At 70.2% G+C, this 19,245-nt stretch carries 15 protein-coding genes; 11 read left to right on the plus strand and 4 right to left on the minus strand.

Features of this window, described 5'->3' with window-relative positions; translation table 11 throughout:
• Positions 1–159 precede the first annotated feature (159 nt).
• The 7 genes from CA984_RS23725 to CA984_RS23755 all read left to right on the plus strand — a co-directional run bounded on the left by CA984_RS23725 (position 160) and on the right by CA984_RS23755 (position 8,129).
• Complete coding sequence (locus CA984_RS23725) at positions 160–2,241, plus strand: putative bifunctional diguanylate cyclase/phosphodiesterase (protein WP_086575775.1); 2,082 nt, start codon at positions 160–162, stop codon at positions 2,239–2,241.
• A gap of 233 nt (positions 2,242–2,474) precedes the next feature.
• Complete coding sequence (gatC, locus tag CA984_RS23730) at positions 2,475–2,774, plus strand: Asp-tRNA(Asn)/Glu-tRNA(Gln) amidotransferase subunit GatC (RefSeq protein ID WP_012894460.1); 300 nt, start codon at positions 2,475–2,477, stop codon at positions 2,772–2,774.
• Positions 2,771–4,261 (plus strand): Asp-tRNA(Asn)/Glu-tRNA(Gln) amidotransferase subunit GatA, encoded by a 1,491-nt coding sequence (gatA, locus tag CA984_RS23735; protein WP_086575776.1) that lies wholly within the window; start codon positions 2,771–2,773, stop codon positions 4,259–4,261. The genes gatC and gatA overlap by 4 nt, the downstream gene beginning before the upstream one ends.
• A 48-nt stretch (positions 4,262–4,309) precedes the next feature.
• Positions 4,310–5,398 (plus strand): AAA family ATPase, encoded by a 1,089-nt coding sequence (locus tag CA984_RS23740; protein WP_086575777.1) that lies wholly within the window; start codon positions 4,310–4,312, stop codon positions 5,396–5,398.
• The gene (locus tag CA984_RS23745) at positions 5,395–5,973 is read left to right on the plus strand and encodes a hypothetical protein (RefSeq protein ID WP_086575778.1); all 579 of its coding nucleotides are present in this window, start codon (positions 5,395–5,397) and stop codon (positions 5,971–5,973) included. The genes CA984_RS23740 and CA984_RS23745 overlap by 4 nt, the downstream gene beginning before the upstream one ends.
• A gap of 84 nt (positions 5,974–6,057) precedes the next feature.
• On the plus strand, positions 6,058–7,563 hold the full coding sequence (gene gatB / locus CA984_RS23750) for an Asp-tRNA(Asn)/Glu-tRNA(Gln) amidotransferase subunit GatB (RefSeq protein WP_086575779.1): 1,506 nt from the start codon (positions 6,058–6,060) through the stop codon (positions 7,561–7,563).
• Positions 7,564–7,760: 197 nt separating this feature from the next.
• A complete protein-coding gene (locus tag CA984_RS23755; protein WP_086575780.1) occupies positions 7,761–8,129 on the plus strand; it encodes an SH3 domain-containing protein in 369 nt (122 codons plus the stop codon).
• A 178-nt stretch (positions 8,130–8,307) separates the two neighbouring features.
• Here CA984_RS23755 and CA984_RS23760 read toward each other — a convergent pair whose 3' ends face one another.
• From CA984_RS23760 to CA984_RS23770, 3 genes are read right to left on the minus strand one after another with little or no spacing between them, the layout of a single operon-like run.
• Entirely contained in the window at positions 8,308–9,807 is a 1,500-nt protein-coding gene (locus CA984_RS23760) for a tripartite tricarboxylate transporter permease (protein ID WP_086575781.1), read from the minus strand.
• Positions 9,808–10,344: a tripartite tricarboxylate transporter TctB family protein gene (locus CA984_RS23765; RefSeq protein ID WP_086575782.1), complete on the minus strand. Its 537-nt coding sequence runs from the start codon at positions 10,342–10,344 to the stop codon at positions 9,808–9,810.
• On the minus strand, positions 10,344–11,309 hold the full coding sequence (locus tag CA984_RS23770) for a tripartite tricarboxylate transporter substrate binding protein (protein ID WP_086575783.1): 966 nt from the start codon (positions 11,307–11,309) through the stop codon (positions 10,344–10,346). The genes CA984_RS23765 and CA984_RS23770 overlap by 1 nt, the downstream gene beginning before the upstream one ends.
• Before the next feature lie 180 nt (positions 11,310–11,489).
• Between CA984_RS23770 and CA984_RS23775 the strand changes: the two genes are divergently transcribed.
• The 3 genes from CA984_RS23775 to CA984_RS23785 all read left to right on the plus strand — a co-directional run bounded on the left by CA984_RS23775 (position 11,490) and on the right by CA984_RS23785 (position 16,048).
• Entirely contained in the window at positions 11,490–13,217 is a 1,728-nt protein-coding gene (locus CA984_RS23775; protein WP_086575784.1) for an ATP-binding protein, read from the plus strand.
• The gene (locus CA984_RS23780) at positions 13,214–13,885 is read left to right on the plus strand and encodes a response regulator (RefSeq protein WP_086575785.1); all 672 of its coding nucleotides are present in this window, start codon (positions 13,214–13,216) and stop codon (positions 13,883–13,885) included. Before CA984_RS23775 ends, CA984_RS23780 begins: the two co-directional genes overlap by 4 nt.
• Positions 13,886–14,242: 357 nt before the next feature.
• A complete protein-coding gene (locus tag CA984_RS23785; protein ID WP_086575786.1) occupies positions 14,243–16,048 on the plus strand; it encodes a VanW family protein in 1,806 nt (601 codons plus the stop codon).
• Between the two features lie 633 nt (positions 16,049–16,681).
• On the opposite strand, the gene CA984_RS23795 is transcribed toward CA984_RS23785, so the two are convergent.
• Positions 16,682–17,500 carry an SDR family oxidoreductase gene (locus CA984_RS23795; RefSeq protein ID WP_086575788.1) on the minus strand — a complete coding sequence of 273 codons (819 nt, stop codon included), beginning with the start codon at positions 17,498–17,500 and terminating at the stop codon, positions 16,682–16,684.
• 246 nt (positions 17,501–17,746) lie between these two features.
• Here CA984_RS23795 and CA984_RS23800 point away from each other — a divergent pair, with 246 nt between their 5' ends.
• A complete protein-coding gene (locus CA984_RS23800) occupies positions 17,747–18,622 on the plus strand; it encodes a glycosyltransferase family 2 protein (protein ID WP_086575789.1) in 876 nt (291 codons plus the stop codon).
• The last annotated feature ends 623 nt before the right edge of the window (positions 18,623–19,245 follow it).

A 19,245-nucleotide genomic window follows, 5' to 3' on the forward strand; every position in this document is an offset into this window, starting at 1 on the left:
TCTCCGGGCCGGCGGCCGGCCCGGAGAAGTGACCGGGGGCGGGAGTCGCGACAGCGCGGGCGTTTCAAATGACCGGTAACGGAACGTGCGCAACCGGTTTCGCGAAGTGGCCCAGAGGCCGTACTCTCCCATAGTGAACTAATGGGGGTTTTGTTACTCATGGCCGACCCAAACGACGCACGCGACAGCGGACCGCGCATGGGCTCACCCCTGTGGGCCTATCTCGCCGCCGTCATCACGATCGGCTTCACCGCCCTCGTCGTGGCCCAGTGGTGGATCAGCCCGCCGGAGCTGGCCGGCCTCGTCCGCAGCCCGCTGTTCTGGATGCTGGCGGTCCTGGTCGTGCTGGGGGAGCTGCGGCCGGTGCTGCTGTCGTCGTCGATGACGGTGGGCGGCACCTACCCGTCGACGATGTTCGCCTTCGCCGCGCTGCTCCACTACGGGCTGCCGGTCGCCGTGCTGATGCAGGCGGTCGGCATGGTCGTCAACTGCGCCGTCACCCGCAAGGCGTGGCACCGGGTCATGTTCAACATCGCCCAGGCGACGCTGGCCTGCACCGCGGCCGGGCTGGTGCTCGCGCTGTTCGGGAGCCCGCCGGCCCCGGAGGTCTCCTGGGTGCCCAAGGGGTCCGACATGCTCGCGATCGGGCTGGCCGGGCTCGCCTACTTCGTGGTCCGGGCGCTGCTGGTCTCCGGCGCGGTGGCGCTGCACGAGCGCCGGTCGATCAACCGGGTGATCAGGACCACGATCGGCCACCAGAGCCTGGTCTACGCCGGGCTGCTCGGCATGGCCCCCCTGGTCGTGGTGGTGATGAAGCACTCGCCGGCACTGGTGCCGCTGTTCCTCGCCCCGATGGCCGCCGTCTACTTCACCGCCACCCTGTCGGTCCGCCGGGACCACCAGGCGATGCACGACGGGCTCACCGGGCTGCCCAACCGCAAGCTGCTCGTGCTCAGCACCGAGGAGGCACTCGCCGAGGCGCGGCTGAGCGAGCGGGTCGGCCTGTTCCTGCTCGACCTCGACAGGTTCAAAGAGGTCAACGACACGTTGGGGCACCCGGTGGGCGACCGGCTGCTGCAGATCGTGGCGCACCGGCTCACCCACAGCGTGCGGCCCGGCGACGTGGTGGCCAGGCTCGGCGGCGACGAGTTCGCGGTGCTGCTCCCCTCGATCAGGGACGCCGCCGCGGCCCGGGAGGTGGCCGCACGGCTGCGGGTGGCCCTCACCGAGCCCGTCCGCCTGGAGGGGATGACCTTCGACCTGGACGCCTCGGTCGGCATCGCGCTCTACCCCGACCACGCGCCGGACTTCGAGCTGCTGCTGCAACGCGCCGACGTGGCGATGTACCTGGCCAAGGAGGGGCGGACCGGTGTCGAGATCTACGTCGCCGACAAGGACCGCAACAGCCCCGAACGGCTCAACCTCATCGGCGACCTGCGCAGGGCCATCGACCGCTCCGAGCTCCGGCTCCACTACCAGCCCAAGCTCGACCTGGCCAGCGGGCAGGTGCGGGGGGTGGAGGCGCTGCTGCGCTGGCGCCACCCGGAGCGGGGGATGATCTCCCCGGGGGAGTTCGTGCCGATGGCCGAGCAGTCCTACCTCATGCGGCACCTCACCCAGTACGTCATCGACGCGGCACTGGAGCAGGCGGCTCACTGGTGGCATACCGGAGTGCATGAGCAGATATCGGTAAACGTTTCCGCCCGCGATCTGCTCGACTCCGCGCTCCCCGATCGGCTGGAGGCGGGCCTCGCCCAGTACCGGCTGCCGCCCAAGGCGATCCAGCTCGAGGTCACCGAGCGCATCCTGATGACCGACCAGGCCTACACCGCCGACGCCGTCCGCGCCCTGGCCTCGCTCGGGGTTCCGCTCGCGCTGGACGACTTCGGCACCGGCTACTCCTCGCTGGTCCGCCTGCAGCGCCTGCCGGTCGCCGAGGTCAAGATCGACTCCTCGTTCGTCCGCAGGATCTGCGACTCCAAGGACGACGAGCGGATCGTCCGCTCCATCGTCGACCTGGTCCGCTCCCTGGGCCTGCGCTCGGTCGCCGAGGGCGTCGAGTCGGCGGAGGTGGCCACCTGCCTGGCCGACATGGGCTGCGACCTCGCGCAGGGCTGGCTGTTCGCCGAGCCGATGTCGGCCGTCGACGCCACCGTCTGGCTCCGCAAACACCGCGGCCCGGCCACGCCCGGGTTCTGTTTCCTCGGCTCCGCCGAGGTCCTCGACCCCCAGACGGCCTAGTCTCCGGCTCCGGCGGGCCGCTCGGAGCCTGCCGTACGGCCGGTCGGACGGGCCGGACCCCACCGGCCGGCCGGAGTCCTCACCACCGCCCCGCGTACGGCGGCGCGGCCGGTCGGCCCCTTCCAACAGATCTTCGCGGGGTTACCGCGACGTCAATGAGTCAGGCACGTTAGGTCACGAGCCCTAAGATGACAGTGTCCAATTGCCATTCCACGAAACGGGTTCAACGACTCATGTCCGCCATAACCCGCGACGAGGTCGCTCACCTCGCCCGGCTGTCCCGGCTGGCGCTGGCCGACGAGGAACTCGACCACTTCGCCGCCCAGCTCGATGTGATCATCGGTGCGGTCGCCCGCGTCGCCGAGGTGGCGGCCGACGACATCCCGCCGTCCTCGCACGCGCTCCCGCTCACCAACGTCTACCGCCCCGACGAGGTACGGCCCAGCCTGACGCCCGACCAGGCGCTCTCGGGCGCCCCGGCAGTCGAGGACGGCCGCTTCCGTGTTCCGCGCATCCTCGGGGAGGAAGCATGAGCCTCATCCACAAGTCCGCCGCCGAACTGGGCGCGCTGGTCGCCGGCGGAGAGGTCTCGGCCGTCGAGGTGGCCCAGGCCCACCTCGACCGGATCGCCGCCGTCGACCCGCAGGTCAACGCCTTCCTGCACGTCGACGTCGAGACGACGCTGGGGCAGGCCCGCGCCGTCGACGCCCGCAGGGCCGCCGGGGAGGACCTCGGCCCGCTAGCCGGTGTGCCGATCGCGCACAAGGACGTCTTCACCACCGTCGACATGCCGACCACGGCCGGATCCAAGATCCTTGAGGGCTACCGCCCGCCGTACGACGCCACCGTGACCCGCCGCCTGCGCGAGGCCGGGCTGGTGATCCTCGGCAAGACCAACCTCGACGAGTTCGCGATGGGCTCCTCCACGGAGAACTCGGCCTACGGCCCCACCCGCAACCCGTGGGACCTGAACCGCGTCCCGGGCGGCTCCTCCGGCGGCTCGTCCGCCGCGGTCGCGGCCTACGAGGCCCCGCTGTCCACCGGCACCGACACCGGCGGCTCGATCCGCCAGCCCGCCGCGGTCACCGGCATCGTCGGCATGAAGCCGACCTACGGCGGCTCGTCCCGCTACGGCCTGATCGCCTTCGCGAGCTCCCTGGACACGCCGGGCCCCTTCGCCCGCAACGTCATGGACGCGGCGCTCCTGCACGAGGCGTTCTCCGGGCACGACGCCATGGACTCCACCTCCATCGACGCCCCGGTGCCCTCCGTCGTCGAGGCGGCGCGCAACGGCGACGTGGCCGGGCTGCGCATCGGCGTGGTCAAGGAGTTCGGCGGCGACGGCTACCAGGCGGGCGTGCTCGCCCGCTTCCACGAGACCGTCGAGCTGCTGGAGTCCCTCGGCGCCAAGGTCGTCGAGGTCTCCTGCCCGTCGTTCACCACGGCGCTGCCGGCCTACTACCTGATCGCCCCGTCGGAGGCCTCCTCCAACCTGGCCCGTTTCGACGCCATGCGCTACGGCCTGCGCGTCGGCGACGACGGCACGCGCAGCGCCGAGGAGGTCATGGCGCTGACCCGGGCCGCCGGTTTCGGCCCCGAGGTCAAGCGGCGCATCATCCTGGGCACCTACGCGCTGTCCAGCGGCTACTACGACGCCTACTACGGCCAGGCGCAGAAGGTCCGCACGCTGATCGCACGTGACTTCGAGGCGGCCTTCCACCAGGTGGACGTGCTCGTCTCGCCGACCACGCCGACCACGGCGTTCCCGATCGGCGAGCGCGCCGACGACCCCATGGCGATGTACCTCGCCGACCTGTGCACCATCCCGACCAACCTGGCGGGCAACGCGGCCATCTCGGTGCCGTGCGGCCTGGCCGACGAGGACGGCCTGCCGGTCGGCCTGCAGGTCATGGCTCCGGTGCTCGGCGACGACCGCTGCTACCGGGTCGCCGCCGCGGTGGAGAGGGCCCTCGAAGGCCGCTGGGGCGGCGGCCTGCTGTCCAAGGCCCCGGCGCTGTAGGGCGCCGCGGGGCTTTCGGGGCGACAGGGCGACAGGGGGAACGGCGGCATGATCACTCGGATCGAGATCGACGGATTCAAGTCATTCTTGAACTTCGACCTCGAGGTGCCGCCCTTCCTCGCGCTGGTCGGCCCCAACTCAAGCGGCAAGTCGAACCTGTTCGACGCCCTCGGATACGTCACGGACGAGATCGTCGGCTCCGGCGGGCTGCTCGACGCGCGCCGCGGCCTGCCGGGGGAGCAGTTCCATCGGGTCGCGCGGGGCACTCCCGTGCCGGGGTTCGTCGTCTCGGTGGAGGCCCTGGTCTCCCCGGAGCCCGGCGCGCTGCTGCCGATCCGGTTCGACGTGGGCGCGGAGATGGTGCTCAGGATCCCCAGGTCCAGCGGGGCCGTCATCAGCCATGTGGCCCACCGGCTCCCGGAGGAGCTGCTGGAGTTCATGGTCGAGGATCCGGAGCCGGAGATCACGCCTCGCCGTACGGTCCAGTCGTGGCGCCGTTACGTCCCGTCGCCGGGGGCCATGCGCCGCCGGTCCTCCCCGGCCGACCGCGGGCCGCTCGCGGCCGACGGCGCGAACCTCGCCGCGGTGCTCGGGCGGATGGCGGGATCGGCGGCACTGGCCGACCTCGTGGCCGACCTCGCCGGCGTGGTCCCCGACGTGGTCGAGCTGGTGCCCCGGGCCGACCGTGAGGAATGCTCCTTCGAGCTGGTCGTCGACGGTCAGGGCACGGTGCCGGCCGCGCTGCTGTCGGACGGGACCCTGCGGATCCTCGGCCTGCTCGCGGCCCTGCACGATCCGGACCACTCCGGAACCCTGCTGGTGGAGGAGGTCGAGAGCGGCGTGCACCCGAGCCGGCTCGGCGAGCTGCTCCGCCGGATCCGGCAGCGGATCGTCGAGCCGGGGAGCGTGAAGCCGTTCCGGCAGGTGATCCTGACCAGCCACTCCCCGGTGGTGGTCGCCGAGATCTACCGGAGCGACCCCGACGCGCTGACCTTCCTGGACACCGCCGTCCGCGTCGATCCCGACAGGGACCGGGTCTCGCGGGTGACCGTGGCCAAACCGGTCCAGCCGGACGGCGAGCCGGGCACCTACGTGTCGCCCCGGCAGGTCCGTAAATACCTGGGCGCGGCGGCATGAGCCGCCCTCTGGTCCCCGGGCTGGTCGCGGAGGGGGAGGCCGACGAGGGCTTCCTCGGCATCGTCATCTCCCGGCAGCTGCGCGAGCTCACGTGGATGTCGCCGCACGCGGTCGACGTCGAGACGACGGAGGTCGTCTCGTGCGATCGGGAGCACATGGTGACGGCGCTGGAGGATCTCGCGGCGGACTGCCACCTGCTGTTCACCCACGACGCCATACGGGAGCGAGGGAAGACGGGCGGTAAGACGGACGGCGTCCGCTACCACTCGCACTACCTGGTGCCGGTCATCGGCCTGGGGGAGACCGAGGCCTGGCTGCTCGCGGACCGCGGGGTGTGGGCCGGTCTGGAGGGCAGCGACCTCAGCCTGCTGCCCGCCCGGCCGCGCGACGTCGAGAGGATCACCGACCCCGCCGGAATCCTGGCCGTGACCGTTCCCCGCAGAGGGAAGCCGATCCGCGACTACTTCGAATACATAGGCCGGAACATCGATCTCGCGGTCCTCGCTCAGGTGCCCGCCTACGCGGACTGGGTCGCCGAGACGAGAAACGCACTGAAGGGACTTGGTTACCTGTGAACGGGAGAGAGCCCGACGCAGTGAGCGTAGTGGCGCGCGAGGGACGAGCGCTCCGCGTAGTGAATGAGGAGTGGTGAACGACCGATGAGCACCGAAACGCTCATGCCGTACGACGAGGCGCTGGAGCGCTTCGAGCCGGTGCTGGGCCTGGAGACGCATGTCGAGCTGGGTACGGCGTCGAAGATGTTCTGTGGTTGCCCGACCACGTTCGGCGCTCCGCCGAACACCCATGTCTGCCCGGTCTGCCTGGCCCTTCCCGGGGCGCTGCCGACGGCCAACGCCGCGGCGATCGAGTCGACGATCCGTATCGGCCTGGCGCTCAACTGCTCGATTGCCGAGTGGTGCCGCTTCGCCCGGAAGAACTACTTCTATCCGGACATGCCGAAGAACTACCAGATCAGCCAGTACGACGAGCCGCTCTGCTCCGACGGCTACCTCGACGTCGAGGTGGACGGAAAGACCGTGCGGATCGAGATCGAGCGGGTCCACCTGGAGGAGGACACCGGCAAGTCCACCCACGTGGGCGGTGCGACCGGCCGCATCCACGGCGCCGACTACTCGATCGTCGACTACAACCGCGCGGGCATCCCGCTGGTGGAGATCGTCACCAAGCCGATCCCGGGGACCGACCGGCTCGCCCCCGAGATCGCCCGCGCCTACGGAACCGAGCTGCGCGAGGTCATGCGCGGCCTCGGCGTCTCGGACGTGCGCATGGAGGAGGGCTCCATGCGTTTCGACGTGAACGTCTCCCTCATGCCGCGCGGCTCCTCGGAGTGGGGCACCCGTACCGAGACCAAGAACGTGAACTCGCTGCGCAGCGTCGAGCGTTCGGTCCGCGGTGAGATCGAGCGCCAGGCCGCGATCCTGGCGGGCGGTGGCCGGATCTTCCAGGAGACCCGCCACTTCCACGAGAACACCGGCACCACCACCTCGGGCCGGTCCAAGGAGGAGGCGCAGGACTACCGCTACTTCCCCGAGCCCGACCTGGTGCCGATCGCCCCCGACACCGCGTGGGTGGCCTCGCTCAAGGCCGCCCTGCCGGAGCTGCCGAGCGCGCGGCGCAAGCGGCTCCAGCAGGAGTGGGGCGTCTCCGACCTCGACATGGCGGCCATGCACAACGCCGACGCCATCGGCCTGGTCGAGGCGACGGTCGCCGCCGGGGCCCCGCCCGCGGACGCCCGCAAGTGGTGGATGGGCGAGCTGGCGCGCCGGGCCAACGAGGCCGGGGTGCCGCTGAGCGAGCTGCTGATCACCCCGGACCAGATCGCCCGGGTGTGCGCGATGGTCGCCGGGGGGGCGCTGAACGACAAGCTGGCCCGCCAGGTGCTGGAGGGCGTGCTGAACGGGGAGGGCTCCCCGGACGAGGTGGTGGCCGCCCGCGGGCTGCAGATCGTCAACGACGAGGGCGAGCTGACGGCGATCATCGACCAGGTCCTGGCCGACAACGCCGCCGCGGCCGACAAGGTCCGCAGTGGCAAGATCGCCGCGGTCGGCGCCCTCGTCGGCGGTGTCATGAAGGCCAGCCGCGGCAAGGCCGACGCGGGCCGGGCCCGTGAGCTCCTGCTGGAGAAGCTGGGCGTCTCCGAGTAGTCCACTCCGGTCCCCGCTGCTCCGCGCGGACCATATAAAAGGCCCCGCCGATCGAAAGATCAGCGGGGCTTTTGTATGTGGTAATTCTGATTTTTCATATCAAATACATGTTGACTCAATTGTTCATTACTTGCACAGTGATCACGTTAGTAACCCCTTTATCTCTGGCGCTGTTCGGCCCCAGGATCGGAGAACGCGTGAAAAGGTATTTGGCGCTCCTGGCCATGGTCTCGACCGTTTTCGGCGGGACACTGGCGGCCGTCTCCCCAGCTCACGCCGCCGCCCCCACCCCCAGCGTCTCGGCGGCCCTCGGAGTGGACGCCGTCATCGTCGCCGACGGCGTCCGCCTGCGGTCGAGCCCCGGAGGGTCGTACGTGATCGGCCTTCTCTACTACGGCGATTACGGCCAGATACTGGGCTCGTCGAATGGCTGGTGCCGCTTCCGGCTGGGCGGCAGGTCGGCGTCCGGGTTGCCCGCGGGGACCACGGGATGGGCATCCTGCTCCTACTTCGCGACGGAGGAGGGCCGGCGCATGTCGGAGGTGGCCGTCGACTCCCTGGAGTAGCGACCTCCCGGCAACGGAGGACCCCCTGAGAGCCGACTCCCCGTGACAGGCGACTCCCTGGAACAGCGGGCTCCCCGCGACGGCAGGAAGCCCGAGGGGACGGACGGGCGGGGCCCCACCGCTCTCCGGTACGGGAGCCCCGGGAACCGTCCGGCGCATGCCCGGTTCCCGGGACGGTCTACCCGGCGCGTGACGGGCGTGTGACCAGCTTCCTGACGAGCGGGACGGCCAGCACCAGCAGCGCGACCACCAGCAGCACCGCCGCTGTCGGGCTCCTGACCAGGACCGTCACGTCGCCCGCGCCGATGGCCAGGGCCCGGCGGAGCTGGATCTCGGCCATCGGGCCCAGGATCATGCCGATCACGGCCGGGGCCACCGGGAGCCCGAAGCGGCGCATCGCGAAGCCCAGCATGCCCAGGACGTAGAGAATGACCAGCTCCACCCAGGAGGAGTTGAGGGCGTAGACGCCCAGCGCGGCGAACAGCACGATGCCCGCGTAGAGGTAGGGGCGGGGCACGTGCAGCACCCGGGCCCAGAGCGGGGCCAGCGGCAGGTTGAGCACCAGCAGCATGGTGTTGCCGATGAACAGCGAGGCGATCATGCCCCAGACCAGCGCCGGATTGTGGTCGAAGAGCTGGGGGCCGGGCTGCAGGCCGTACTGCTGGAAGGCCGCCAGCAGGATCGCGGCGGTCGCCGACGTGGGCAGGCCCAGCGTGAGCAGCGGGACGAGGGTGCCCGCGGCCGAAGCGTTGTTGGCGGCCTCGGGGCCGGCGACGCCCTCGATGGCGCCCTTGCCGTACTCCTCGCGGGCGACCCCGCGGGCCAGGCGCTTCTCGATCGAATACGACAGGAAGGTGGGGATCTCCGCGCCGCCGCCGGGCAGCGCCCCGAACGGGAAGCCGAGCGCGGTGCCGCGCAGCCACGGCCGCCAGGACCTCGACCAGTCGGAGCGGCCGAGGAACGCCCGGCCGACCGGGACGACCTCCGGCTCGCCGTGCCGCAACCGTGAGGCGACGTAGAGCACCTCGCCCAGCGCGAACAGGCCGACCGCGACGATCACCACGTCGATGCCGTCGAGCAGCTGCGGGACGCCCAGGGTCAGCCGCGCCTGCCCGGTCTGCTGGTCGATGCCGACCAGCCCGATGACCAGGCCGATCCCCAGCGAGGCCAGCCCGCGCACGACCGAGCGCGACAGCACCGACGACACCGCGGTGAAGGCCAGTACGGCCAGGGCGAAGTAGTCCTCGGGACCGAACGAGATCGCGAAGTCCACCACCAGCGGAGCCGCGACGACCAGCAGCCCGGTGGCGATCGTGCCCGCCACGAACGAACCGATCGCGGCGGTGGCCAGCGCCTGGGCCGCCCGGCCCCGCTTGGCCATCTTGTTGCCCTCGAGCGCGGTGATCATCGAGGAGCTCTCGCCGGGGGTGTTGAGCAGGATCGAGGTGGTGGACCCGCCGTACATGCCGCCGTAGTAGATCCCGGCGAACATGATGAACGCGCTCGCCGGGGGGACGGTGAAGGTGATCGGCAGCAGCAGTGCCACCGTCATGGCCGGCCCGATGCCGGGCAGCACCCCGACCAGCGTGCCGAGAGTGACCCCGACCAGCGCGTAGAGCAGGTTGACCGGGGTCAGGGCGGTCGCGAACCCCTCCATCAGGAGCTGGAACGGATCCATCTAGATCACCCCCGACAGCAGCCCCGCGGGCAGCGTCACGCCCAGGCCCTTGACGAAGGCCAGGTAGGTGACGGTGGACAGCACCACCGCGATCACGCCCGCCTGCAGCCGCCGGGTGGCCCCGAGCACCACCGAGAGGCCGAAGAAGAGCAGCGCGCCCGCGATGATCCAGCCGAGCAGGTCCAGCAGCCCGGCGAAGGCCAGGAAGATCACGCTCACCAGCGCGACCGTCCGCCAGTCCGGGCGGGCGCCGGCGTCGACGTCCTCGCTCTCCTCGGGGTCGCCGTGGCCGCCCCGGACCACGTCGATCACGTAGAACAGCCCGATCAGCAGCAGCGCCGAACCGACGATGACCGGGAAGAACCGGGGCCCCAGCCCGAGAGAGGAGCCCGCGGCGCTGACGTCCGCGGTCCCCGCGATCACGAACACGCCCAGCCCGAGGACGATCAGCGCCAGGACGAGCTCGGGCCGCCGCCATGAGTACGCCGGCCCGGCGCCACGGTCGGCGGCGCCGGTCGGCTCTTCGGTGGAGTACATCAGGAGACGAGTCCCATTTCCGCGATGATGGTCTTGACCTTGGTCTGCTCGGCGGCGAGGTAGTCGGCGAACTGCTGGCCGGTCTGGAAGGAGTCGATCCAGCCGTTCTTGGCCACCGCGTTCTTCCACGCCTGCGAGTCGTGCATCTTGGTGACCAGGTCGGTCAGGTTCTTCCTGGCGGCGTCGTCCAGTCCGGGCGGGGCCACGAACCCGCGCCAGTTGGCCAGCTCGACGTCCAGGCCGCCCTCCTTCAGGGTGGGCGAGTCGACGCTGTCGACGCGGGCGGGCGAGGTCACGCCGAGGGCGCGGAGCTTGCCGGACTTCACGTGCTCGGCGAACTCGCCGATGCCGGAGACGCCCATCGCGACCTTGTTGCCCAGCAGCGCGTTGAGCGCCTCGCCGCCGCCGGAGTGGGCGATGTAGTTGACCCGCTTGGGGTCGATCCCGGCGGCCTTGGCCATCAGGCCCGCCACGATGTGGTCGGTGCCGCCGGCGGAGCCGCCCGCGATCGCGATCTTCGCCGGGTCCGCCTTCCAGGCCGTCACCAGGTCGGCCAGCGTCTTGTACGGCGACTCCGCCGGGACCACGACGATCTCGTACTCCTCGGTGAGCTTCGCGATGGGCGTGGTCTCGGCCAGCGTGACCTTCGACTTGTTCTGCTCCACCGCGCCCACCATGACCAGGCCCATGGTCATCAGCAGGTCGCCGTTGCCCTTCTGGCCCGCGAGCTGGGCCAGGCCGATGGTGCCGCCCGCGCCGGGGACGTTGTAGACCTCCACCTTGCGGGACGGCTCGGCCGACTTGAGGGCCTCCGCCGCCGTACGCGAGGTCTGGTCCCACCCGCCGCCCGGCGAGGCCGGAGCCATGATTTTCAGCGTGCCGACGCCCGAACCCGAGCCCGAGCCGCACGCGGTGAGGGCGGCGAGGGACAGGGCCGCGAGAGCGGCGAGTCTCCGGAGACGCATGGTCAACTCCCAACAACGGAAAGAAAGCGTGGTGAGGATGCTGGGCGTCGCGGGCGACGGTGTCGATCCTTTGCGAGGTTGCCGTCGTATCGGTCGTATTGGTCATGCCGGGCACGATCACCGCGACCGCGCCGTTATCTCCGGCTGCTTTCATAATCTCCCTGACCAGGGAGTTCACTCGTGCGACGCATACTCAACGCCTCCCTCGGCACCCAGTTGTTCGTGCTGCAGACGGTGATCGTGTTCCTCGCGGTGGGCGGCACGGCGGGCGTCTGGATGGAACACACCCGCAGCCAGCTCGACCGGCAGTACCAGCAGCGCGCACTGGCGATCGCCGAATCCGTGGCCGGGCTTCCCCAGGTCCGCGAGGCCTTCGCGCGTCCCCGGCCGGAGCTGAGCCTGCAGCCGATCGCCGCCGGGGTGCAGGCGGCCACCGGCGCCGACTACGTGGTGATCGCCAACCGCGAGCAGATCCGCTACGCGCACCCCAACACGGCCCTGATCGGCAAGAGACTGTCCACCGACGGCTCGGAGATCATGAGCAGCGGCCACGCCTGGACCGGCATCCAGACCGGCACCCTCGGCCGCTCCGTGCGCGGCAAGGCCCCGATCTTCGACTCCTCCGGCCGGGTCATCGGCCTGGCCTCGGTCGGCGTGCTCCAGGACACCGTCGCCGACGAGCTCGGTTCGGCGCTGCCGCCGCTGCTGTGGACCGTGCTCGCCGTACTCCTCGCCGGGTCGGCGGCCACCGGACTGATCGCCCGGCGGGTCCGCCGGCAGACCTTCGGTCTGGAACCCCGGGAGATCGCTGCCCTGCTCGAACAGCGCGAGGGGGTGCTGCACGGCGTGAAGGAGGGGGTGCTCGCCCTTGACCTCCAGGGCAGGGTGACGCTGGTCAACGACGCGGCGCGCGACCTGATCGGCCTCTCCGCCCACGACGTGGGCCGTGAACTGCGTGAGATGCCGCTGTCGGACCGGATGCGAGACGTGCTGGACGGAGTGGACGCCGGCGACGACCGGGTGGTGCTCCACCGCGACCGCGTGCTCGTGCTCAACCGCACCCCGGTCGCGGTCCGCGACCAGCAGAGCGGCTGGGTGGTCACCCTGCGCGACCGGACCGAGCTGGTACGGCTGGCACACGAGCTCGACCAGGCCAGCAGCACCACCGACGCGCTGCGCGCCCAGGCCCACGAGTTCGCCAACCGGATGCACACCGTGGTCGGCCTGCTGGAGCTCGGCGAGCACGACATGGCCGTCAACTACATCACCCAGACCTCCGAGGCCTACGGTCTGTACGCGTCCGGCATCCGGGAGAAGGTCGCCGATCCGACCCTGGCCGCGCTGCTGCTGGCCAAGTCCGCCGAGGCGGCCGAACGGGGCGCGTCCCTGGTGCTCGCCGAGGACTGCCGGGTGGAGGAGGGCGTGCTCGGCGACCCCCATGACGCCGTGCTGGTGGTCGGCAACCTGGTGGCCAACGCCCTCGACGCGCTGGAGGAGATCGGCGGCACGGTCGAGGTCTCGGTCCGGACCGAGACCGACGGCCTGCACGTCCGGGTCCGCGACTCCGGTCCGGGGATCACCCCCGGTCTGGCCGAGGAGGTCTTCCGCGAGGGCTTCACCACCAAGATCGCACACGCCGGCCCACGCGGCCTCGGCCTCGCCCTGACCCGCCAGGCGTGCTCGCGCCGGGGCGGCTGGGTGCGGGTGCACAACGCCGGCGGCGCCGTMTTCACGGCCCTGCTGCCCCGCCGCGAGGACACCGACGGGGCCCGGCCGCGGGGAAGCGGGACGGATGGGCGGCGGGCGGACGGATCGGCTGGGGAGCGGGAGAACGGGACGGCCGGAGGGCCGGGGAACGGGACGGGCGGCGGGCGGGGCCGGATCACGGACGCGGAGGTACAGAGGTGATCCGGGTGCTCGTCGTCGACGACGACTTCATGGTGGCCAGGATCCACAGCGGCTACGTGGCGCGGGTGCCCGGGTTCGCGGTGGTCGACGCCGTGCACACCGGCAGGGCGGCGGTCGCGGCGGTGGCCGAGCACCGGCCCGACCTGGTGCTGCTGGACGTCTACCTGCCGGACATGTCCGGCCTCGACGTCCTCATGACGCTCAGGGGCGTGTCCCACCCGGTCGACGTCCTGGTGATCACCGCCGCGCGCGACGTGGCGACGGTCCGCGCGGCCATGCGCGGTGGCGCGGTGAACTACCTGATCAAGCCCTTCACCGCCGGTGCGCTCACCGAGCGCCTCGGGCAGTACGCCGACACCCGCCGGCAGCTCGCCGCCATCGGGTCCGAGGTCCGCCAGGACGAGGTGGACCGGTTCTTCGGCGCGGACAGGGGCGGGCCGCCACCGCTGCCCAAGGGGCTGTCGGCCACCACCTGCGGCCTGGTCGCCGACGCGCTCAGGGAGACCGGCACCGACGTGTCGGCGGCCGAGGCGGCGGTGCTCACCGGCCTCTCCCGGGTCAGCGCCCGGCGCTACCTGGAGTACCTGTGCGCGACGGGCCAGGCCGAGCTGCGGCCGAGGTACGGCACCGCCGGGCGGCCCGAACACCGCTACCGGTGGACGGGCTGATTCGTTACGCCTTTTCGGGCCTCGGCCGATGGTTGTGGTTTAGGGTTGACGGAGGTAAAAACTGCGGAGCAGGAGGAGACGGAGGCCGTGCGGAACGCCGGAGCGTCGATAGACCCGCCGACGGACCCGTTCGCGGCAGTGCCCCTCCCCTCACGCCCGGTCCGGCCGGGCGCCCGCGACCCCAACGCCTCCTCAGATGACCGCCCCAAGGGCGGGCCACGGCTCCCTCCCGGCGTCTCGCCTGACATCTTCGGTCCCGCGGGGGGCGCGCAGCCGGCGGGGCCCTCCGGATTCGGCAGGCCGGCCACGGGATCGGCCGGGCTGCCGCCGGCGGCCTCACCGCCCCAGCCCTGGAAGATGGCCACCCCGCCCGAGCGTCCCCTCCAGCAGCGGCCCCCGCGTGAGGAGCACCCGGCCCCCTCCTCCGGCGGCGGCGACCCTCGGCAGCCGGAGGCGTCCCGCTATGAGGAGCCGCCCCGCCGGGGCCGCAGGCTCACCGTCGCCGTCCTGCTCCTGCTGCTGCTCGCCGGTCTCGCCTATGCCGTGCCCGCGATCGTCATGTCCGGCAAGATGCTGCCCGGCACCCGGGTCCACGGCGTCGACATCGGCGGGCTGACCGCGACCGAGGCGGCCGACAAGCTCAGGGACCGGCTGCCCGGCAAGGCGGGCGAGGAGATGGTCGTCCGCGCCGCCGCCAGGAAATACTCCATCGATCCCGAGAAGGCCGGGCTGGAGTTCGACGTGGTCGCCACGATCGACCAGGCACACAGCGGCTTCCCCGCTCCGACGGAGGTCTGGCGGGCGCTGACCGGCACCACCGAGCTGCCCCCCAAGGTCTCCGTCGACTCCGAACGCATGCAGGACACTGTGACGGCCCTGGCCAAGAAGATCGACCTCAAGGTCCGTGAGGGCGCGGTCACCTTCGAGGGCGTCAAGCCGGTGGCGGTGACCCCTCGCGACGGCCGCGAGCTGGAACAGGAGGCCGCGGCCCGCACCATCAGGAAGGCCTTCCTGGGCCCCGCCGGCGAGGTCGAGCTGCCGGTCTCGGTGATCAAGCCCAAGGTGACGGCCGCGGTGGTCAAGGAGGCAGCCGCCGACGCGGGGAAGGCCCTGTCCGGCCCGGTCACCCTGACGTACGCGGGCAAGCAGGCCCAGCTCCCGGTGGAGACCCTCGCCGCCCACCTGTCCTTCGAGCCCGACAGCTCCGGCGGCATGGGGCCGGTGTTCGACGCCAGGAGCGCGGTCGCGACCGTGGAGAGCAGGCTCGTCGATCCGGCCCTGGCCCCCCGCGAGCCCACCTTCCAGATCGTCGGCGCCACGCCGAAGCTGGTCCCCGGCCGCAAGGGCAAGGGGATCGACGAGGACAAACTCGCCGAAGACGTGGGCCGGATGGTCACCGAAGGCGGCAGCCGGACCATCCCGGTGGCCCTCACGACCGTCCAGCCCCGCGTCTCCGAGGCCGAGGTGCGCAAGCTCGGCATCAAGGAGAAGATCAGCGAGTTCACCACCCCGTACGACTGCTGCCTGCCCCGGGTGACCAACATCCGCACGATCGCCAAGCTCCTGGACGGCTACCTGGTCAAGCCCGGCGAGACCTTCTCGCTCAACGGCGTCATCGGCCAGCGCGACACGGCCCGGGGCTTCGTCCCGGCACCCATGATCCAGGGGGGCCGGCTGGTCGACTCGGTGGGCGGCGGCATCTCCCAGTTCGTCACCACCATGTACAACGCGGTGTTTTTCGGCGGTCTTGAGGACGTCCAGCACATGGCGCACGAGTTCTACATCTCGCGCTACCCGGCCGGCCGCGAGTCCACCGTCTCCTGGCCCGCGCCGGACTTCCGCTGGAAGAACGACTCCAAGTACGGCGTGCTGGTGAAGACCTCCTACACGGACACGGGGGTCACGGTGGCCTTCTGGAGCACCAAGCGCTACGACATCGAGTCGATCTCCTCCGAGCGCTACGACGTCACCCCGTTCAAGAGCGCGACCGACAGCGGTCCCACGTGCATCCCGATGGCCGGCCAGCAGGGTTTCACCATCGACGTGACCCGGGTCTTCAAGCAGGACGGCAAGGAGGTCAAGCGGGAGACGAAGAAGACCGTCTACAAGCCCGAGACCGACCTCAAGTGCGTCCCTTCCACCACGCCCGCCCAGGACGAGTAGTCCCGTCGCTGGTCCGTGGTGCGGTTGTGGTGGTTTGTGTCTGTTCGCGCTGCGCTGTGGTGGGTGGTGCGGTCGTGGCTTTTTGTGCCTGTTCGCGGTGCGGTGTGGTTGTGGTGGTTTGTGTTTGTTCGCGCTGCGGTGGGTGGGTGGTGCGGCCGGCCGTCGTTGGTTGCGGTCTGGTGTTTTCAGGCCTCCGGCCTGGCGGGTGTGGTGGTCGCGGTCCTTTTATACGCCGGCCGCACCACCCACCCACCTCCGCGCATCTGTGTCCCGCCGTACGGCGTGCCCGCCGTAGCCGCTTCCTTTCCGGCCGCCGGCAGCCTCGGGGAGGCTGAAGCAATCCCKGCATGACCGCTCAGGGCGCGCCGCCGTAGCTGAAGCGTCCCTTTCGAAAGGAGCGCACAGTCGGGCGCCGTAGAGGATGTGAATTCTGGACTGCTCTGCGTCAGGTAGGGCTGGCGTTGCGCTCTGGGGGATGCTGAAGTCGATCGTGGCTCTCATGCCGACGTGTGTGTCAGGTGTCAGCGCGACGTGACCCGGGACGAGCGGCAGACGGGAGGCGCGGGCGGCTTGTTCGATCGTGCCGGGCTCGATAAATCCTGGGGCGGCCTGTCCGGTGTCCCCCAGCAGAGGCTATTTCACGAACTCCCGCGCACCGCGCAGCCTGGTCTTCAGATGCCGCTGGGTCAGGGCGCAGTCCAACCGCACATCGATCGGCCCAAGCAGGTCGGTGTCGGCGCGTCGGCCGAACGGCAGCCGAGCTGGATCGAATCCATCACGCTGTGCGATAAGACTTCCAAGCTCATATCGGCTTACCGCATCTGCCCCGGCTATGTGATGAATCCCCGCACGATCAGTGTTCGCAAGCTCCAAGAGGGCTGCTGCCAGATCACAGACATGCACTGGGCAGCGCACGTCGTCGGTGAACAACATCCCGTCCCTGCTGCCTGAGGCCAGCGAGTGCACCAAGCCTTCATGCGGAGAGCCGCTGTCACCGATGATCAGAGACGTCCGTGCGATCACCGCTGCGGGACTGATCACCTGTACAGCCGCCTCCGCGGCCGCCTTCGCCGCTCCGTACGGAGTGACCGGATCGGGGACACAATCCTCGGTATAGGTAACCGCCTTACCTGAGAAGACGGCATCGCTGGACACGTGCACCAAGCGTCCGCCGTTCCCGGAGGTTGCGATGGCCACGTGAGCGGCGCCCACGGCCGTCGTCACCCAGTCCGACTGCCGGTAGGCCGCGTTGATGACGACGTCAGGGCTGAACGCGCCGATCAGGTCGACCACGGCCGTACGGTCACGGACATCAAGCGGCAGCCAGTTGACTCCCGCCGCCATTCCCGGCCGAGTCAGATAGGTCGCAGCAACGATGTGGCCATCCGTTGCGGACTGCTGCGCGAGTTCGTCGCCTAGAAAGCCGCTGCCGCCCACGACGAGGATTTTCATGGGTTGTGACCATAGTGGCTCGATCAGCCCAGAGCCTTGACCGCCTGCTGCCGCAAACCCGTGCTTCCGCGCTACGTTCGACCAGGATTTCCCAGCCCGCCAGCCAGTACCGCTATGTCCGCCCCCAGATGGATGTGTTCGCCGATCAGGATTGCTGACATTCCTGGCTGGCGCTGATATCGCGCCAACGACGAAATGCCGGGGCGACTAGCATCAGCACCTCATCGACCCCTGGAGTTCGCTGCCATGTCATTGCCCCGCATCGGAGTCGTCATCGTGACGATGGGCAACCGTCCGCGGGAGCTGGACGCTCTGATCGCATCGGTGGACAAGCAGGACATGCCTGCCGCGCGAGTCGTGCTGGTCGGCAGCGCTACACCGCTCACGGACGTTCCGCATGACGTGACAAAGATCCCGCTTGTGGATAATCCGGGCTGCCCTGGCGCTCGGAATGTCGGACTGCAGTTTCTCTGCGAGTCGGGCGAGGTGGACGTCGTCATCGAGCTGGACGACGACGGCCTGCTGATCGCCGACGATGTCTTCCGCAAGGTCCAGCAGCTGTATATGGCTGATCCCTCACTCGGGATCGTGTCATTCCGCATCGCGGATGAGCATGGGGAGACTCAGCGGCGGCATGTCCCGCGGCTGCGTGCGGACGATCCGATGCTCCGCGGCCCGGTGACCGCCTTCCTCGGAGGGGGACACTCCCTCTCGGTGCCGATGCTCAAAGAGATTGGAATCTGGGCCGCTGAGTTCCGATTCGGGCATGAGGAGACGGATCTCGCCTGGCGTGCCCTCGACGCGGACTGGAAGATCCTCTATGAACCCGAGTTGGTCCTCCAGCACCCCAAGACCTCCCCCGACAGGCATGCGGTGTACTACCGCTTCACCGCACGCAACCGGGTGTGGCTCGCGCGACGCCGGCTCCCGCTTCCTTTGATCCCGGTCTATCTGGGCGTGTGGATTCTGCTCGCCGTGGCGCGCATCCGTTCCGTCGCCGGACTGAAGGCGTGGTACGGCGGATTCATGGAGGGGCTCCGCACTCCATGCGGCCCCCGGAAGCCGATGAAATGGCGGACGGTGTGGCGCATGACCAGGCTGGGGCGGCCTCCAATCATCTGAGGTGACCACTTCCTCGTCTGCGCTTCAGCCATCCGTTCGGCCGGGCTCTGGGTGTGTTCATCGAACAGGTCAAGGCCCGCCGAGGTGAGCGGTCGCACGTCCATCAATAGGCGTTCCTGGCCGGCTTGTGCGAGCCGTACGAGTACCTACGTGTCGTAGGCCTCGGCCATCCAGCCCAAGATCGGCTCGTTGGCCTCCCCGAGACGGGCGCGTTTGAAGACGTGTACTGGTGTCCTCGGCCAGGAGGGATGTTTTCATGGGCTCCCTACGGTGCCTGGCTGTGCGCTCCTTTCGGAAGCGACGCTTCAGCTACGGCGATGGTCCCTGAGCGGTCGTGTGGAGACCGCCGGCGCCTGACCATGCGCTCCTTTCGGAAGTGACGCTTCAGCTACGGCGGCGCGCCCTGAGCGGTCGTGTGGGGATCGCCGGTGCCTGGACTATGCGCTCCTTTCGGAAGTGACGCTTCAGCTACGGCGGCGCGCCCTGAGCGGTCATGCMGGGATTGCTTCAGCCTCCCCGAGCCCGCCGGGCGGCCGGAAAGGAAGCGGCTACGGCGGGCACGCCGTACGACGAGACGAGATGGCGCGGAGGTGGGTGGGTGGTGCGGCCGGCGTATAAAAGGA

The sequence above is a fragment of the Streptosporangium minutum genome (assembly GCF_002149035.1).
GTDB lineage: Bacteria > Actinomycetota > Actinomycetes > Streptosporangiales > Streptosporangiaceae > Streptosporangium > Streptosporangium minutum.

Bases quoted from the DNA above. Each gene is read 5' to 3' on its own strand.
- CA984_RS23725 (WP_086575775.1), top strand. From the start codon at position 160: ATGGCCGACCCAAACGACGCACGCGACAGCGGACCGCGCATGGGCTCA.
- gatC (WP_012894460.1), top strand. From the start codon at position 2,475: ATGTCCGCCATAACCCGCGACGAGGTCGCTCACCTCGCCCGGCTGTCC.
- gatA (WP_086575776.1), top strand. From the start codon at position 2,771: ATGAGCCTCATCCACAAGTCCGCCGCCGAACTGGGCGCGCTGGTCGCC.
- CA984_RS23740 (WP_086575777.1), top strand. From the start codon at position 4,310: ATGATCACTCGGATCGAGATCGACGGATTCAAGTCATTCTTGAACTTC.
- CA984_RS23745 (WP_086575778.1), top strand. From the start codon at position 5,395: ATGAGCCGCCCTCTGGTCCCCGGGCTGGTCGCGGAGGGGGAGGCCGAC.
- gatB (WP_086575779.1), top strand. From the start codon at position 6,058: ATGAGCACCGAAACGCTCATGCCGTACGACGAGGCGCTGGAGCGCTTC.
- CA984_RS23760 (WP_086575781.1), bottom strand. From the start codon at position 9,807: ATGGATCCGTTCCAGCTCCTGATGGAGGGGTTCGCGACCGCCCTGACC.
- CA984_RS23765 (WP_086575782.1), bottom strand. From the start codon at position 10,344: ATGTACTCCACCGAAGAGCCGACCGGCGCCGCCGACCGTGGCGCCGGG.
- CA984_RS23770 (WP_086575783.1), bottom strand. From the start codon at position 11,309: ATGCGTCTCCGGAGACTCGCCGCTCTCGCGGCCCTGTCCCTCGCCGCC.
- CA984_RS23785 (WP_086575786.1), top strand. From the start codon at position 14,243: ATGGCCACCCCGCCCGAGCGTCCCCTCCAGCAGCGGCCCCCGCGTGAG.
- CA984_RS23795 (WP_086575788.1), bottom strand. From the start codon at position 17,500: ATGAAAATCCTCGTCGTGGGCGGCAGCGGCTTTCTAGGCGACGAACTC.
- CA984_RS23800 (WP_086575789.1), top strand. From the start codon at position 17,747: ATGTCATTGCCCCGCATCGGAGTCGTCATCGTGACGATGGGCAACCGT.